The organism is Stenotrophomonas beteli (assembly GCF_001431665.1).
Classification (GTDB): domain Bacteria; phylum Pseudomonadota; class Gammaproteobacteria; order Xanthomonadales; family Xanthomonadaceae; genus Stenotrophomonas; species Stenotrophomonas beteli.
Genome location: NZ_LLXV01000018.1, coordinates 29,383 through 45,762 on the forward strand (window position 1 = coordinate 29,383; position 16,380 = coordinate 45,762).

Below are 16,380 nucleotides of genomic sequence, written 5' to 3' on the forward strand. Positions count from 1 at the left end.
CGCAGCGTTTGAGACGGTGCCAGCCTACACTTGTCCCATGCAAACCGAATCCCTGCTCATCGGCGGCCTTCTATTGGCCGTGCTCATCCTGCAGCTGGTCACCCTGCTGCGGCGCCCGCCCCATGACCGCCTGGAACAGGCGGTGCGCGAGGAGGCGCGGGCCGGGCGCAGCGAACTGCGCGAACAGCTGGACACCTTTGCGCGCGCGCTGACCGATCTGTCCACGCGTACCGACCAGCGGCTGGACCTGCTGCGCGAGGCCCTGGGCGAGGACGCCCGCAAGGCACGTACCGAGTCCGCCGAAAGCCAGCAGCGCGGCGCTGCGTTGATGGGCCAGCGCCTGCAGGAACTGCGTGGCCAGCTGGATACCTTTGGCCAGCAGCAGGAGGCGCGCATCCATGCCTTCGGCCAGCAGTTGCAGGAACTGACCACGCGCACCGACAGCCAGCTCGGTGCCCTGCGCCAGAGCCAGGTGGACGATGCACGCAAAGGCCGCGAGGAGGGGGCGCAGTCGCAGCAGCGCCTGACCGAGAACCTGGGCCAGCGGCTGCAGGAACTGACCCAGCGCAACGAGCAACGGATCGCCGAAATGCGCACCACGCTGGAAGAACAGCTGCGCGCCCTGCAGAGCGACAATGCCCAGAAGCTGGAACAGATGCGCGTGACCGTGGACGAGAAGCTGCAGTCCACCCTGGAAACCCGCCTGGGCCAGTCCTTCAAGCTGGTTTCCGAGCGCCTGGAGCAGGTCCAGCGTGGCCTCGGCGAGATGCAGCAGCTGGCCACCGGCGTGGGCGACCTCAAGCGCGTGCTGACCAACGTCAAGACGCGCGGCAGCTGGGGTGAAGTGCAGCTGGAGAACATCCTCGAGCAGACCCTGATCCAGGAGCAGTACGCGCGTGCGGTGAAGGTGCGCCCGGACAGCGGGGAAATGGTCGATATCGCCGTGCGCCTGCCGGGACGCAGCAGCGACGACACGCCGGTGTGGCTGCCGATCGACTCCAAGTTCCCGCGCGAAGACTATGAGCGGCTTCTGGACGCGCAGGAGCAGGGCGACGCAGAACTGGTGCGCGTGCAGGGCGCACAGCTGGAGCGCGCGGTGAAGGTGCAGGCCAAGTCCATCTGCGAGAAGTACATCGTGCCGCCGCATACCACCGATTTCGCGGTGATGTTCCTGCCGACCGAAGGGCTGTACGCCGAGGTGATCCGCCGCCCCGGCCTGGTGGACCTGCTGCAGCGCGACCACCGCGTGGTGGTCGCCGGGCCGACCACCATCACCGCGCTGCTCAACAGCCTGCAGATGGGATTCCGCACCCTGGCCATCGAGAAGCGGTCCAGCGAAGTGTGGAGCCTGCTGGGCGCGGTGAAGACCGAGTTCGGCAAGTTCGGCGACGTGCTCGACAATGTGAAGGCCAAGCTCGATCAGGCCAGCAAGCAGATCGACCAGACCGGCGTACGCACCCGCGCGATCGCCCGCAAGCTGCGCGATGTCGAATCGCTGCCGGTGGAGCAGAGCCGGCAGCTGCTGCCCGATGCGCTGTCGGCCGACGACAATGGCGACGGTGAAGAAACCTGAGCCACGCTGACACGCTGCCTGCATCGTCCATGCGTATGCTGGCGGCCTGTCCGTCGTGATCGGGTGCCCCATGCGTTCTCGCCTCTGTATCAGCCTGCTCCTGGCCGTAGTGCTCGCCGCCTGCAGCAGTGCACCCCCGGCCCCGCCCGCTGCGGTCGCAGCCGACAGCCCGCAGGCTGCCGAGGCCTACCAGGAGGCACGTGATGTCGACTGCCAGGCTGCAGGCGGTACGTTGCAACGGCTTGGCCGCCTGCAGCGGCTGCAGTGCGTGATGCCCTATGCCGACGCCGGCAAGGCCTGCAGCCGCAGGAGCGATTGCACGGGCCAGTGCCTGGCCACCGGCGAAGTGGCTGCGGGCACTTCCACCACCGGCACCTGCCAGCGCGATGCCAGCCAGAACTTCGGCTGCCGCCAGCGCATTGATGAGGGCAAAGCGCAGGGCACGATCTGCGTGGATTGACGGTGGCGCCGGTCGCTGGCTGGCAACCGCACGAACGTTCGCGACCGCGCGTGAATTCCGTCGAGCACGTTCGGCGCGACGGGCAGCGCACAGCGCTATGCTGGTGGACCATTCCCCGCCGTAGCCGGAGCCCCGCGTGAGCACCCCGATCCAGGACATTTCCCTCACCACCATCGACGGCCAGCCGTCCTCGCTTGCCGACTACCAGGGCAAGGTCCTGCTGCTGGTCAACGTCGCCTCCAAGTGCGGCCTGACCCCGCAGTACGAAGGCCTGCAGGCGCTGTATGCGGAAAAGCACGCGCAGGGCCTGGAAGTGCTGGGCTTCCCCGCCAACAACTTCCTGGGCCAGGAACCGGGCAGCGAGGCGGAGATCCAGCAGTTCTGCCAGCTTACCTACGATGTCACCTTCCCGATGTTCTCCAAGATCAGCGTGGCCGGCCAAGACACTCACCCGCTGTACCAGCAGCTGACCGCGGCGCAGCCGCAGTCGATCGGTGAAGGTCCGCTGCGCGAACGCCTGGCCAGCAAGGAGATTCCGATCCACGCCGCGCCGGCGGTGCTGTGGAACTTCGAGAAGTTCCTGGTCGGTCGCGATGGCAAGGTGATCGCCCGCTTCGCCCCGGACGTGGCCGCCGATGATGCGCGCCTGCGCGAGGCCATCGAGGCTGCGCTGGCCGCCTGAGCAATGCGTGCCAACCCAGGTTGGCGCGCACCCATGGCGCCAAAGAAAAACCCCGCCGAGGCGGGGTTTTTCATGTACCGATGAGTGGCCTCAGTGGGTCCACTGCGGCATCGGCATCGCATCGACCGGGATCGGCGAGTTGGCATCATCGTGGCCGCGCTCGCGCTTGCTGCGCAGATCGTTCTCGATCTGGTAATTGCGGCGCTGCATCCACGCATCGCGCACCAGCGAGTACTCGTCCACCGCAGTGTCGCGCAGATCGTCGATCGCCAGCAGCTGTGCGCGCGTATCGACCAGCTGCAGGCCCTGCAGGCCGATGCGCAGCTTGTCTTCCTCAATGCGGCGCATCGGCGACAACGGGATGTCACCGGCCAGGCCGAACACATCGCGCACGGTCCGCGGGCCGAAGAACGGCAGTTCCACGTAACGCGAACGACGCCAGCCCCAGGCACCCAGGGTCTGGCCGAAGTCTTCGTTGCGGCGCGGCACCATCGCCTTGCTGGCCGGATCGAACAGGCCGCCGATGCCCAGCGTGCTGTTCATCAGGAAGCGGCCCAGGCTGTCCCACGCATCGGCGCCACGGCCCTGCAGCAGCTGGTTGGTGATGGTCACCGGTGCGCGCAGGTTGCTGAAGAAGTTGCTGACGCCGGTACGCGCGAAGCGTGGCACCACGTGGGTGTAGGCCGTGGCCAGCGGGCGGGCGATGCCACGGTCGACTGCGTTGTTGAACTTGTGCACCTTGCGGTTGAACGGTTCCCACGGGTCATAGGCGGCCGCACTGCCGGTGTTGCTGGCACCACCGTACAGGGCATCGAAATCATCATCACCGCCCGGTGCAGTGGCCGCGGCAGTCTTGGCCGCTTCGGCATCGGCATCGGCACTGGCTGCGGGCGGGGTCGGCGCCGCAGCGGTGGCGATCGGCGGGTTAGCCACTGGGGCCACCTCGGTCACGCCGGTATCGGCGGGCGCCGCTTCGGCGGGAGCGCCGGCCGGGACCACGGTGCTGGCGGCCGGTGCATCGCTGCGTGCGGGCTTGCCGGCACAGGCGGTCAGCGCGGTGGCCAGGACGATCAGGGGAAGAGCGCGTACGACGTTCATGTCAGCTCGCAGCAGAAGTTGCATTGAAATCCAGGTCGGGCGACAGCCGGTAGGCCGCGCTCAGCTCGTTGAAGCCTGCCGGTGCGCCGGAAATCGCCAGCGGGTGCCCGGCCTTGCGTGCGCGCGCCGAAAGCTCGGCGAGCAGGGCCAGGCCGGCGCTGTCCACGCGCTCGACCTCGCCCAGCTCCAGCCGCGCCAGCTTCGCCGGCAGCGCCTGCAGCTGCGGCCACAGCGCGATCACCGCGGCACGGTCAAGCAGACCGCGCAGGCGCAGGGTATCGCCCTCCAGCAGCGCCAATGCGTTACTTGCCATTGCCCGTCGGCCCGGCCTGCATGCTGCCGCTGCGCAGGTCGCTGGCCACCTGCTTGATACCCTTCTGGCGCAGCGGGGTGTCGAACTGGTTGCGGAAGGTCTGCACGTAGGAAATCCCTTCGATGTTCACATCGAAGATCTTCCACTGGCCGTTCACGTTGCGCATCCAGTATTCGACCGGGGTCGGCTCGTTGGCTGCGCGCACCAGCTCGGTGCTCACGCGCACGCCGCGGTTGCCCGGCAGCGGGCTCTCACCCTTCAGGCGGAAGCTGGGCTTGCCCTGGATGTTGAGCAGGGTCGAGCCGTAGCGCTGCATCAGGCTGTCGGCCATCGCATCGGCAAACAGCTTGATGTCCGCGTCTGAAGCGCCGCGGGCATGCGGGCCCAGCACCAGGCGCGCGGCATAGTCGCGGTCGAAGGTGCGGGTCAGTTCGCTGTCGATGTAGCTGCGCAGGCTGGCCGGGTTGCTGCTGAACTCGCTCTTGCGCTGCTGCAGGGTGGCCAGGATGCGGCTGCTGGCATCGATCACCACCTTGCCGGCCTGGCCCTGGGTCGCGGCTGCGGCGGGCGCGGCCGCCTGGGCCTGGGCGAGGAACGGGGTAGCCACCAGCAGCGCCGAGGCGAGCAGGGCCGGGATCAGTTTCATCTTCATGGTTGCGGTTCCGTTGCAGGCGCCTGCGCGCCATCGTTGGGCTTCTGAGCAGCGCCGCCACCGGCGCCGCCACTGAACATGTACTTGCCGACCAGCTGGATCAGGTCGACCGCCGGCTGGGTGAAGACGATCTCGTCGCCGGCCTTCAGCACCTCCGGATCACCGCCCGGCTGCAGACCGATATAGCTCTCGCCGAGCAAACCACTGGTGAAGATGCCGGCCGAGGTATCCGCCGGCAGGTCCTTGACCTTGCTGTCCATGCGCAGGGTCACGATGGATTCGAACTTCACCGGGTCCAGGTCGATCGCGGCGACCTGGCCGACGGTGACACCGCCGATCTTGACCGGCGCCTGCTTGCGCAGCTGGCCGACCTGGGAAAAGCGAGCCTTCAGCTCATAGCCGTCGCTGCCCCAGCTCCAGCGCTGGTTGGTCGAGGCCACGGCCAGCACCATCAGCGAGGCCAGGGCCAGCAGCAGGAAGGCGCCGACGGAGAATTCGAGTCTGGGACCGCGGATGGCCATGTGGATTACCTGATCGAGTCGTTGTGGCCGCGCGCGCCTGCGCACCGCCGGTGGAGGGGGTTAGGTGAACAACATTGCCGACAGCACGAAGTTGAACATCAGCACCAGCAGCGAGGCGTTGACCACCGCCCGGGTGGTCGCCACCGAGGTGCCCTCGATGGTCGGCTCGGCGTGGAAACCGACGTAGGCGGCAACCAGTGCGGCGGTGCCGCCGAAGATCGCCGACTTCAGCATCGCCACGCCGAAGTCGTCCCAGAAGTCCACGCTGTTGCGCAGCGCCGACCAGAACACGCCGTTGTCCAGGCCCAGCACGTGCACCGCTTCGAAGTAGCTGGCACTGATCGCCAGCGAACAGAAGATGCCGGTCAGCAGCGGCACGGTCAGCACCGCCGCCCAGAAGCGCGGTGCCACGGCCTTGGCTACCGGGTCGATCGCCATCAGCTCCAGCGCCTTGATCTGGTCGGTGGCGCGCATCAGGCCCAGTTCGGCGGCGATCGAACTGCCGGCGCGGCCGATGAACAGCAGGGCGGTCAGCACCGGCGCCAGCTCGCGGTACAGCGACAGGCCGAGTAGGGTCGACAGCGCGTCGGCCGCACCGAAGGTGGTCAGCGTGCGGTAGCCCTGCAGGGTCAGTACCAGGCCGACGAAGGCACCGCCGACGGCGATGATCGGCAGCGAGCGCGCGCCGATCTTGTAGATCTCGCGGGTCAGCTCGGCCAGGAAGTCGCGCGTGGGCAAGGAACCCCGCAGGACGGTCAGCGAGAACAGGCCGGCGCGGCCCAGCGAGCGGGTGGCTTGCACGAACGGCATCAGGCAACCCTCGCACGCGGTGCGGCGTCGAACGGAATGGGACCATCGGGCTGGCCATGCAGGAACTGCCGCAGCAGCGGGTCCTGGCTGGACTGCAGCGCATCGGGGGTACCCTGGAACACGATGCCGCCATTGGCGATCGCGATCACCTGGTCGCAGATCGGCAGGGTCTCGTGCACGTGGTGGCTGACGATGATGCTGGTCAGGCCCAGGCTGTGGTTGAGGCGCTGGATCAGGCTCATGATCACCCCGGAGGCGATCGGGTCCAGCCCGGTCAGCGGCTCGTCGTAGATCATCAGCGGCGGGTCCAGGGCCAGTGCACGGGCCAGCGCCACGCGGCGCGCCATGCCGCCGGACAGCTCGCGTGGCCAGGCATCGGCGGCCGCCAGCAGGCCCACCGCATGCAGCTTCATCTCCACCAGCCGGCGCAGCACGGCCCTCGGCAGGCGGGTATGCGTGCGCAGCGGCAGCTCGACGTTCTCAGCCACGGTGAGGTCGGTCAGCAGGCCGTTGCCCTGCAGCAGCACGCCCACGCTCTTGCGCATCTCCAGCAGTGCGCCGCTGTCGTGCGGGATGGGCTTGCCGAACAGTGCGACCTCGCCGGCGACCGGGCGCAGCTCGCCGGTCAACGCAGCCAGCAGGGTCGACTTGCCGCTGCCGGACGGACCGAGCACAGCGGTGATGCTGCCCGCGGGCACCTGCAGCGACACGTCGCGCAGGATCGTGCGCCCGCTCCGGTCGATGCGGACGTTGGATAACTGCACCAGACTGGAGGCGGAAGCCGACATGGGCACCATTAACGTTTTTTAGACATCGAAGGATCAGGTCAGCCGGCTGAACAAAAGCAGACTGGACGGTGCAGTATTGTTGCACGACAAGGGCTCGCCCGGCCCGGGACAATCGGCGGGTGCGCCGGAACAATCCGTGCCGATGACAGCATCGGCCATTGAATACGGCCTGCGGTACTGCACACTGTGCACGATGAGTGACCCGGGCAGCGACTTCCGCCTCTACCATTCCAACTCCCTGGACGTGCTGGCTGCGCTGCTGGCGCGCAATGTGCGTGCGCCGGTTCCGGGCCAGTCGCTGCTCGCGCCGGAAGTGGTGCTGATCCCGCAGGTGGCGATGCGGCGTTGGCTGCAGGCGACACTGGCTGCCGAGTACGGCGTGGCCGCCAATCTTGAGTTCCTCACGCCCGGTGAGTTCGTTGCGCGTGCACTCAACGCCAATGTGCCGGGCGAGCACGATGACCTGGATGCCGCCGGCCTGCACTGGAAGCTGTACCAGGCGCTGCGCGATCGGTCCCTGCTGGCGCAACCGCCGATGCGCGCGCTGCAGAGCTACCTCGCCGGCGACGATGCACTCAAGCCCTGGGCGCTGGCCGGGGAGCTGGCGTCGGTGTTCGAGAAGTACCAGGCCTGGCGCCGCGACTGGCTGCTGCGCTGGGAGGCCGGCGCCGACCCCGCCGATCCGCAGGCGATCCTCTGGCGCACCATCGCCGAGGGGCGCGACTACCGCGCGCGCCGCATCCAGGCCTACCTGGACCGCTTTGAAGGGCCGGGGCAACCCCTGCCGCAGGGCTTGCCGCTGCGCATGTCCGCGTTCGCAACGCTCAACATCTCACCCGACGTGCTGCGGGTGATGGCGACCCAGGCACGGGTCGGTGAACTCCACTTCTACATGCCCACCCCCGTGCAGTCGTACTGGGGCGACCTGCAGACGCTGGCCGAGCGCCTGCGCAGCGGCGCGCCCGACCCCTTCGGCGAGGCCGCCGGCGAGAACCGCCTGCTGGAAGCCTGGGGCGCGGCAGGCCGCGACTTCATGGCCGTACTGGGCAGTTACGAGGTGGTGCACCCGGCCGGCGAGATCGCCGCCTATTCCGACCCGGAAGACGACACCCGGCCAGGCCTGGACGACGGCGGCCTGGCCGACAGCCTGCTGCACCGGCTGCAGCGCGACCTGTTCCACCGCCGTGCGCTGCCCTCGGGCGCGCTGCGCGACGGGCTGCGCAGCGACGACCCCAGCCTGCAGGTACACGCCTGCCACACCCGCCTGCGCGAACTGCAGGTGCTGCATGACCAGCTGCGCAGCCTGCTGCAGGACCCGCGCTTCGACCCGCCGCTGCAGGCACGCGAGATTGCGGTGCTGGCGCCGGATATCGACCCGTACGTGCCCTACCTGGAAGCGGTGTTCGGTGGTCGCGCCGGCGAGGACGAGCACATTCCGTATGCGTTGGCCGACAGCAGCCCGCTGGCCGGCGAGCCGCTGGCCGATGTGTTCGTGCACCTGCTGGGCCTGCCGGTCTCGCGCTTCGGCCTGAACGAGGTGCTGGACCTGCTGGCCAGCGCGCCACTGGCCGAAGCGGCCGGGCTGGAAGCGGTGGACTTCGACCGCCTGCATGGCTGGCTGCAGCAGGCCGGCGCGCGCTGGGGCCTGGATGCCAGGCACCGCCACCAGCACCAGGCGCCGGCCGACGATGCCTACACCTGGCAGTTCGCCCTGGACCGGTTGCTGCTGGGCCATGCCACCGGCAGCGAGGCCGACCTGGCCGGGGTGGCGCCGTGGATCGAGCTGGAAGGCGGCGCGCTGGAGGCGCTGGACCGGTTGCTGCGGCTGCTGCGCGTGCTGGCCGTGTACCAGCGACGCCTCGGCGAACGGCTGACCCCGGCGCAGTGGCGGCAGCGCCTGCTGTCGCTGCTCGATGCGCTGCTGCCGGTCGCGCCCAGCTCGCCCAACAGCCAGCGTGCGCTGGAGCGCCTGCGCAAGCTGCTCAACCAGTTTGCCGAAGACGCCGCCAAGGCCGGCTTCGACGACGGCGTGCCGCCGGAGGTGGTGCGTGCGCACTTTGCCGGCGCGCTGGGCGAAGCCGATACGCGCGCGCCGCTGCTGACCGGTGGCATCAGCTTCGGCCGCATGGTGCCGATGCGCCTGCTGCCGTTCCGCGTGATCTGCGTGCTGGGGCTCAACGATGGCGATTTCCCGCGCCGCGATCCGGCCGCGGGCCTCAACCAGCTCACCGCCGAACTGGACACACCGCGTCGTCGTCCAGGCGACCGCTCCACCCGCGAGGATGACCGCTTCCTGTTCCTGCAGCTGTTCGCCGCCGCACAGGAGGTGTTCTATCTCAGCTACCTCGGCGCAGATCCCCGCGATGGCAGCGTGCGCGAACCGTCGGTGCTGGTCAGCGAACTGATTGATGCCGCCGCCGCGTATCATCTCGATCCGGCGGCGGCCGTGGATGATTTCACCGTGCGCCACGCGCTGCAGCCGTTCTCGCCGGCGGCGTTCGGCGATGGCGATCCGCGCCGCTTCAGCTATCGCCGCCAATGGCATCCGGCGGCAGGGCGCCTGACTGGCCAGCGCGGCGGCCTGCTGCCGTGGTTCGATGCGCCGCTGCCACCGCCGCTGGACGATGCGGTGGAAGACGAACTCGCGCTTGATACCCTGCGCCGCTTCCTGTGCGACCCGGCCGGGCAGTTCCTCGCACAGTCGCTGGGCCTGCGCCTGGCCGACGAGGTCGAAGATGTCGATGACCTGGAGCCGCTGGTGCTGTCGCCGCGCGGGCCGGAAAAGCACAGCGTGCAGGCGGCGGTGGTGCGCGCAACGCTCAGTGGAGATACCGAGCCGCTGTACCCGCGGCTGCGCGCGCGTGGGCTGTTGCCGTCCGGGGCGCTGGGCCAGCGCCAGTTCGAGCTGGAGCAGCTGAAGACCCGCCCGTATGCCAGCGCGCTGCTGGGCTGGATGCAGGGCGAACCCCTGGAGAGCCGGCGCTACGACGTTCAGATCGACGGCGTGCGCCTTCACGGCCGGGTCGCCGATCGGCATGCCGGTGGCCTGGTGCGATTGCGCGCCGGTCCCCTCAATGGCAACGCGGTGATCCGCCACGGCCTGGACTGGCTGCTGGCCAACGCCGCCGGCGATGCCTTGCCGCTGGTGCAGTTCCACGACGGCGGTGATGCCGGTCCCGGCCCGCACGTGCTGCCGGCATTGAGCGTGCCGACAGCGCGCGCGGCGCTGCGTGCGCTGTTGCAGCTGCGCCAGCGTGGCCTGCGCGAACCACTGCGGTTTGCGCCCTACACCGGTTGGGTGCTGTACAGCACCCCGGGCGAGAAGCAACGCAGCGAAGGCTGGAAGCAGTGGCACGGCAGCGACCGCAGCTGGGGTGAATCCAGCAGTGATGCCTGGCAGCTGCTGCTGCGCGGCGCCGACCCGTTCGCCACCGATGCCGGTTATGCCGACCTGCTGCGCAACAGCCAGGTGGTCTTCAGCGCGGTGCGTGAAGGCCGCGCCCTCGGCATCGACGCTTCCCCGGAGGGCGGAGCATGAACACTGCCAATGCAGGCGACGGCATCGGCCGCGATCCCTACCTGGCCCTGCCGCTGCACGGCATCCGCCTGATCGAGGCCAGCGCCGGCACCGGCAAGACCTTCACCCTGGCCACGCTGTTCACCCGGCTGGTGGTCGAGCAGGGCCTGCGCATCAGCCAGATCCTGGCGGTGACCTTCACCGATGCCGCTACCCAGGAGTTGCGCAAGCGCATCCGCGAGCGCCTGGCGCTGGCCGCCCGGCTGGTGGATCTGGCGCCGGCCGAGGGCGAGGCGCCGGACGTGCGGCTGACCCGCGAGGTGTTGCAGCGGCATCTGCAACTGGGTAGCGAAAGCACGGTTGCCCTGAAGCGACGCCTGCAGGTGGCCGCCGACGAGATCGACCTGGCGTCGATCTTCACCATCCACGGTTTCTGCACCCGCGTGCTGCGCGAACACGCGCTGGAAAGCGGCCACACCTTCGACCCGCCGGAGTTGCTGGCCAGCGATCGTGAGTTGCTGGAAGAGCTGGCCGCGGACCTGTGGCGCGTGCATGCCAATGACCCGGCCACACTGGAGCCACTGACCTGGCTGTGGTCGAACCCGGACGCGCTGGCCACCGATCTGCGCGCGCTGCTTGCTGCGCCGCCACTGCATCCCTTGCCGCAGCCGGTGGCGCTGGCCGATCCGCGCGTGGCCCTGCAGGGCGCGGCGGAAGCGCTGTCTGCAAGCGTGCGCGAGCACGGCGAGCAGTTCTTCATCGACCTGTGCGATGCGGTCGACCACAAGTGGCTCAACGGCGTGTCCTACAAGCTGGGCTGGCTGCACCCGCTGGGCCGGCAGCTGCTGGCCTGGGCCGAGCGTGGCGACGCGGGCGAACTGCTGGCCAGCGAGCGCCTGCCGGCGCTGTTGCCGCAGGCGCTGGCCGACAAGACCAACAAGAAGTTCCCCGACCGCACGCCGTCGTCGCCGTTGCAGGCACCGCTGGCGCGCTACCTCGCGCTGCTGGCCGAACGCGAGACCTGGCTGCGCGCCACCGCGCTGAATTTCCTGCACGCGCTTCGCGACGAAGCCACGCAGCGCCTGCGGGCGCTCAAACGCACGCGTCGGGTGCAGACCTACGATGACCTGATCGACGGTGTGGCACAGGCGCTGGAAGGCCCGCAGCGGATGGCACTGGTGCAGCAGCTGCGCGCGCAGTACCGCATTGCGCTGGTCGATGAGTTCCAGGATACCGACGACCGACAGTGGGGCATCTTCCACACCGTGTTCGGCGATTCGCCGGAGGTGCGCGAACTCGGCCTGGCGCCGGCGCTGTTCCTGATCGGTGACCCCAAGCAGGCGATCTACGGTTTCCGCGGCGGTGATATCCACACCTACCTGAAGGCCAAGCAGGTGGCGCAGCAGGCGCCGGTGCTGGACCAGAACTTCCGCTCGCGACCGGCTGTGCTGCGCGCGTTGCAGGCGCTGTACGACAACGGTGGCGAAGACGCCTTCCTCGAACGCGACATCCAGTTCGAGCCGGTGCGGCCCGGTGGCGTGCGCAGCGATGCGGACTACCTGCGCGACGGCCAGGCCGCCAAGGCACTCACCCTGCGCGTGCTGCGCAGCGGCGGCGACAAGGCAATGAGCGCCGATGCCTCGCGCGAGGCGGCCACCCGGGCCTGCGTCGCCGCCATCCACCAGACCCTGATCGACGCGCGCGCCGGTACGGCCATGCTGCGAGGGCGACCGGTGCAGCCGGGCGACATCGCGGTACTGGTGCGTTCGCACCGCGAGGCCACCCTGGTACAGCGCGCGCTGGCCGCGGTCGGTATTCCTGCGGTGGCGGCCGGAAAACAGAGCCTGTTCGCCACTGCTGAAGCCCGCGATCTGCGCGCGCTGCTGCTGGCACTGCTGCAACCGGCCGATGAAGGCCGCCTGCGTGCAGCGCTGGCCACTGTACTGCTCGGTCAACGCGCCAGCGCGATCGCTGCGATGGAGCGCGAGGGCGACCTGCAACGCGAATTCCAGGCACAGCTGCTGCAGTGGCGCGAGCGCTGGCAACGCGGCGGACCGTTCGCAGTGATTGCCGATGTCTGTGCCGCACAGGGTGAACGCCTGCTGGCGCTGATCGATGGCGAGCGCCGCCTGACCAACTACCTGCAGCTGGGCGAACTGCTGCAGGAAGCATCGGCACAGGCGCTGGGCATGCATGGCCTGCTGGACTGGCTGCAGGGCCAGATGGCCAGCGCCGACCAGGATGACGAGCAGCAGCTGCTGCGCCTGGAATCGGATGCGCGCCGCGTGCAGATCATCACCCTGCACAAGAGCAAGGGCCTGGAGTATCCACTGGTGTTCCTGCCCTTCGTCGGCATCGACGGCGGCGCACCGAACACCGCCTCGCATTGCACCGTGCACTCTGGCGGCCAGCGCCAGCTGCACTGGAAGCTGGACAGGAACGAGGCCTGGGACGCGGCCACTGCGCAGCGCGACCGCGAGCAGCGTGCCGAGGACGCACGCCTGCTGTATGTCGGCCTGACCCGTGCCGAGCACGCGCTGTGGATTGCCGTGGGCGATCTCGCCGGGCTTGGAAAAACGCGCCTGGCACCGCTGCTGGGCGACCTGCAGGGATTGCGTGCGCAGGCCGATGTGAACATCGATGACAGCGAAGTGCCGGCCGTCCTGCCGCCCCTGGCCGCCGAGGTGGAAGGCCACCTTCCGGCCGTGCGTGCACTGACCCGGCGCGTGCCGCACGACTGGTGGGTGTACAGCTTCACCCAGCTGGCCCACGCAGACGCCGGTGCCGGCAGCGATATCGAAGCGGCCGCCACCGAGCTGCCGGCACCGGCCGCCGACGAACCGTCCGGCCCGGAGCTGCCACTGGAACCGGCGCTGCCCGAACCCGCCGCCGTCGTCGAAGACAGCGCGCCGATCGACCCGCGCTTCATGGGCAGCCGCTTCGGCAATGTGCTGCACGAGGCGATGGAGAACGTCGACTTCGCCGCATGGGGTGACTGGCAGCCAGGCCTGGAAGCCCCGGAGGGCCAGGCCGAGGTGCTGCGCAAGGCGCTGCACGACGAAGGCTATGCCGATGTCGACCTGGACGATGGCGTGGCCGTGCTGGTGCCGCTGGTCGGCCACACGCTGACCGAGCCGCTGCCCGAAGGCGGCGCCCTGCACAGCCTCGGCGAGGGCGAGCGCCGCGCGGAGATCGACTTCCATTTCGCCATCGAACCGACCACGGTACCGGTGCTGTTGCAGGTGCTGCATGCACATGGGGTTTCCAGTACGCGTCGCGGCTTCGGCCAGCGCCGCCGGCTGGAAGGGCTGATGACCGGCATGATCGACCTGACCTACGTGCGCGATGGGCGCTGGTACGTGCTCGACTACAAGTCCAATCGCCTGCCCGGCTACAGCCCGGACCTGTTGGCCATTGCCATGCGCCATAGCGAGTACGATCTGCAGGCGCTGATCTACACCGTGGCCTTGCATCGCTGGCTGCGCTTCCGGCTGGGCGCGGCCTACGACTACGAGCGCGACATGGGCGGTATCCGCTACCTGTTCTGCCGTGGCCTAGACGGCACCGGCAACGGCGTGCACGTGGATCGCTTCCCGTTCGCGCTGGTGGATGCGCTGGATGCGTTGTTCGCCGGTGGCGAACAGGCCCAGGCCGAACTGGCCGCACGTGCCCGTGGAGCCAGCGCATGAGCCTGCTGAAGGAACTGCACCAGAAGGGCCAGCTGCGCACCCTCGACCACGCGTTGGCGACCAGCCTGATGCGGCTGCGCGGCGACACGCCCGAGAGCGTGGCGCTGGCGGCGGCGCTGGCCTCGCTGGCGGTGTCGCAGGGCCACGCCGGGTTTGATCCGGCACAGCCGCAGCGGTTGCTGGAAGGCGTGCCCGAGTGGCCTGCCGCGCAGGACTGGCTGGCGCAGCTGCGCGCATCGCCCTGGGTGGCGACGCCGGAGCAGGCCGATGCCATCGCCGGGGATGCGCCGCTGGTGCTGGAAAACGGCCTGCTCTACCTGCGCCGCTACCGCGAGTACGAGCGTCAGCTGGCCGCCGGCCTGCAGCGTATCGGCCGGCATCCATTGCCGCCGCCGGACATGGCAGCGCTGGCACCGTTGTTCGCGCAGCTGTTCCCGCAGGCATCGGGCAGTGAAGATCACCAGGCACGCGCCGCCGGCGTGACCCTGCGCCATCCGCTGGCGCTGGTCACCGGCGGCCCCGGCACCGGCAAGACCACCACCATCGCGCGCCTGTTGCTGCTGCTGGCTGCACAGGCCCGGCACGCTGGCCAGCCGCTGCCCGAGGTAGCGCTGGCCGCGCCTACCGGGCGCGCCGCCGAGCGCATGGCTGAGAGCCTGCGTCTGGCCGTGCAGCGCCTGCAGGAGCACGGCGTGGACCCGGCGCTGTGCGCGGCACTGCCCAGTACCGGCACCACCCTGCATCGCCTGCTCGGGGTGATTCCTGATTCACCGCGCTTCCGCCACCACGCCGACAATCCGCTGCCGGTGGACGTGGTGGTGGTCGACGAAGCCTCGATGATCGATCTGCCGATGATGGCCAAGCTGGTCGACGCGATCGCCAGCGGCACCCGGCTGATCCTGCTTGGCGATCCCGACCAGCTCCCGTCGGTCGAGGCCGGCGACGTGCTCAGCGCGATCCTGCGCGCCAGCGGTGATGGCATCGGTACCCGCACCGACGACGCACAGGCGCTGCACGGATTGCTGGCGCCGTCCACGCTGCAGCCCCAGGCCGCACCACGCGCCTTCGCCGGCCGCCGCGTGCAGCTGCAACGTGGTTACCGGCAAAGCGATGCGCTGGACCTGGCACCGCTGGCGAATGCCGTGCGCGAGGGCGACACCGGTACCGCACTGCCGCTGCTGCGCAACGGTTCACTGGCTGGCGTGCATTTCCACGAAGGCGAAGCCGATCCGCTGCGTGGCCAGCGCGAGCATCTGCTCGGTCACTGGCGTGCGCTGGCCGACGCGGCCGATCCAGTGCTTGCCCTGCAGCAGGCCGGGCGCCTGCGCGTGCTGACTGCGCTGCGCGAAGGCCCGCAGGGTGCGCGCGGGCTCAACAGCCGTATCGAGCAGTTGCTGGCGGGCAACACGCCTGGCTACTTCCAGGGCCGCCTGCTGCTGGTCACCGAGAACAGCTACCGGCACCGCCTGTTCAACGGCGATATCGGCATCTGCCTGCGCGACAGCAGCGGCGCGATGGTGGCCTGGTTCCCCGGCGACACCGTCGAGCAGCCGCGCGCCTTCCACCCGGCGGCACTACCCGCGCACGAAAGCGCCTTTGCGATGACCGTGCACAAGGCACAGGGCTCGGAGTTCGATGAAGTGTGGTTGCAGCTGCCACGCCAGGACAGCCGCGTGCTGTCACGTGAACTGGTCTACACCGGCCTGACCCGTGCCCGCCAGGTACTGCATGTGGCCGCCAGCGCCGACGTGCTGCAGGCCGCGTTGAAGCGCCACGCCAGCCGATTGGGTGGCCTGGCCTGGCGGCTGGGTGCGGAAGCGGTGGCCGAAGCACCGGCGCGCATCGAACAGCCCACGGTGCAGGGCACGTTGTTCTGAATCGGGGTCGGATCCCGTTCCCACCGGGAGCGGGCTCTGACCCCCGTCGTCCCGATGTCGCATTTGCCGATTGATGACGCCGTTGGCGCTACCTATCCTGCGTTGCTATCCCACGACACAGGAACCGGGCGCATGGCCCTTATCGCTCTGGATGACCCACGCTGGGCCGAACTACAGCATGCCTATGGCTGCGGATGACATTCCGGAGCTGCTGGCCAATCTCAGTATCCCGAAAAACGGAAGATCGGAAGACGATCCGATTGAAGACACCTGGGGAGAATGAATCGCTAGCCAGAAGCAGTCGAGCATGGCTCGACTCTACAAAAGCGTACTTCGATCATTTCCACGTTCATCCACGCATGGCGTGGATACACCGGCCAACTGTCGAAGGCGGGGTGGG

The 16,380-nt window shown here is 69.0% G+C and carries 12 protein-coding genes; 6 read left to right on the forward strand and 6 right to left on the reverse strand.

Features of this window, described 5'->3' with window-relative positions:
- Positions 1–37 precede the first annotated feature (37 nt).
- The 3 genes from ARC23_RS03530 to ARC23_RS03540 all read left to right on the forward strand — a co-directional run bounded on the left by ARC23_RS03530 (position 38) and on the right by ARC23_RS03540 (position 2,715).
- The gene (locus ARC23_RS03530) at positions 38–1,573 is read left to right on the forward strand and encodes a DNA recombination protein RmuC (RefSeq protein WP_057495951.1); all 1,536 of its coding nucleotides are present in this window, start codon (positions 38–40) and stop codon (positions 1,571–1,573) included.
- 70 nt (positions 1,574–1,643) lie between these two features.
- Complete coding sequence (locus ARC23_RS03535; protein WP_057495952.1) at positions 1,644–2,033, forward strand: hypothetical protein; 390 nt, start codon at positions 1,644–1,646, stop codon at positions 2,031–2,033.
- 136 nt (positions 2,034–2,169) lie between these two features.
- The gene (locus tag ARC23_RS03540) at positions 2,170–2,715 is read left to right on the forward strand and encodes a glutathione peroxidase (RefSeq protein ID WP_057495953.1); all 546 of its coding nucleotides are present in this window, start codon (positions 2,170–2,172) and stop codon (positions 2,713–2,715) included.
- A 90-nt stretch (positions 2,716–2,805) separates the two neighbouring features.
- On the opposite strand, the gene ARC23_RS03545 is transcribed toward ARC23_RS03540, so the two are convergent.
- The 6 genes from ARC23_RS03545 to ARC23_RS03570 are packed head-to-tail and all read right to left on the reverse strand — an operon-like array spanning position 2,806 to position 6,897.
- Positions 2,806–3,813 carry an MlaA family lipoprotein gene (locus ARC23_RS03545; protein WP_057495954.1) on the reverse strand — a complete coding sequence of 336 codons (1,008 nt, stop codon included), beginning with the start codon at positions 3,811–3,813 and terminating at the stop codon, positions 2,806–2,808.
- Between the two features lies 1 nt (position 3,814).
- Entirely contained in the window at positions 3,815–4,126 is a 312-nt protein-coding gene (locus ARC23_RS03550; protein WP_057495955.1) for an STAS domain-containing protein, read from the reverse strand.
- Positions 4,116–4,778 (reverse strand): MlaC/ttg2D family ABC transporter substrate-binding protein, encoded by a 663-nt coding sequence (locus ARC23_RS03555; RefSeq protein WP_057495956.1) that lies wholly within the window; start codon positions 4,776–4,778, stop codon positions 4,116–4,118. Before ARC23_RS03555 ends, ARC23_RS03550 begins: the two co-directional genes overlap by 11 nt.
- On the reverse strand, positions 4,775–5,299 hold the full coding sequence (mlaD, locus tag ARC23_RS03560) for an outer membrane lipid asymmetry maintenance protein MlaD (RefSeq protein ID WP_057495957.1): 525 nt from the start codon (positions 5,297–5,299) through the stop codon (positions 4,775–4,777). Before mlaD ends, ARC23_RS03555 begins: the two co-directional genes overlap by 4 nt.
- Before the next feature lie 60 nt (positions 5,300–5,359).
- Positions 5,360–6,109 (reverse strand): MlaE family lipid ABC transporter permease subunit, encoded by a 750-nt coding sequence (locus ARC23_RS03565; RefSeq protein ID WP_005414955.1) that lies wholly within the window; start codon positions 6,107–6,109, stop codon positions 5,360–5,362.
- Positions 6,109–6,897: an ABC transporter ATP-binding protein gene (locus ARC23_RS03570; protein WP_057495963.1), complete on the reverse strand. Its 789-nt coding sequence runs from the start codon at positions 6,895–6,897 to the stop codon at positions 6,109–6,111. Before ARC23_RS03570 ends, ARC23_RS03565 begins: the two co-directional genes overlap by 1 nt.
- A gap of 193 nt (positions 6,898–7,090) precedes the next feature.
- Here ARC23_RS03570 and recC point away from each other — a divergent pair, with 193 nt between their 5' ends.
- The 3 genes from recC to recD are packed head-to-tail and all read left to right on the forward strand — an operon-like array spanning position 7,091 to position 15,980.
- On the forward strand, positions 7,091–10,435 hold the full coding sequence (recC, locus tag ARC23_RS03575) for an exodeoxyribonuclease V subunit gamma (protein WP_057495958.1): 3,345 nt from the start codon (positions 7,091–7,093) through the stop codon (positions 10,433–10,435).
- The gene (recB, locus tag ARC23_RS03580; RefSeq protein WP_057495959.1) at positions 10,432–14,103 is read left to right on the forward strand and encodes an exodeoxyribonuclease V subunit beta; all 3,672 of its coding nucleotides are present in this window, start codon (positions 10,432–10,434) and stop codon (positions 14,101–14,103) included. The genes recC and recB overlap by 4 nt, the downstream gene beginning before the upstream one ends.
- The gene (gene recD, locus ARC23_RS03585; RefSeq protein ID WP_057495960.1) at positions 14,100–15,980 is read left to right on the forward strand and encodes an exodeoxyribonuclease V subunit alpha; all 1,881 of its coding nucleotides are present in this window, start codon (positions 14,100–14,102) and stop codon (positions 15,978–15,980) included. The genes recB and recD overlap by 4 nt, the downstream gene beginning before the upstream one ends.
- Positions 15,981–16,380: the final 400 nt, after the last annotated feature.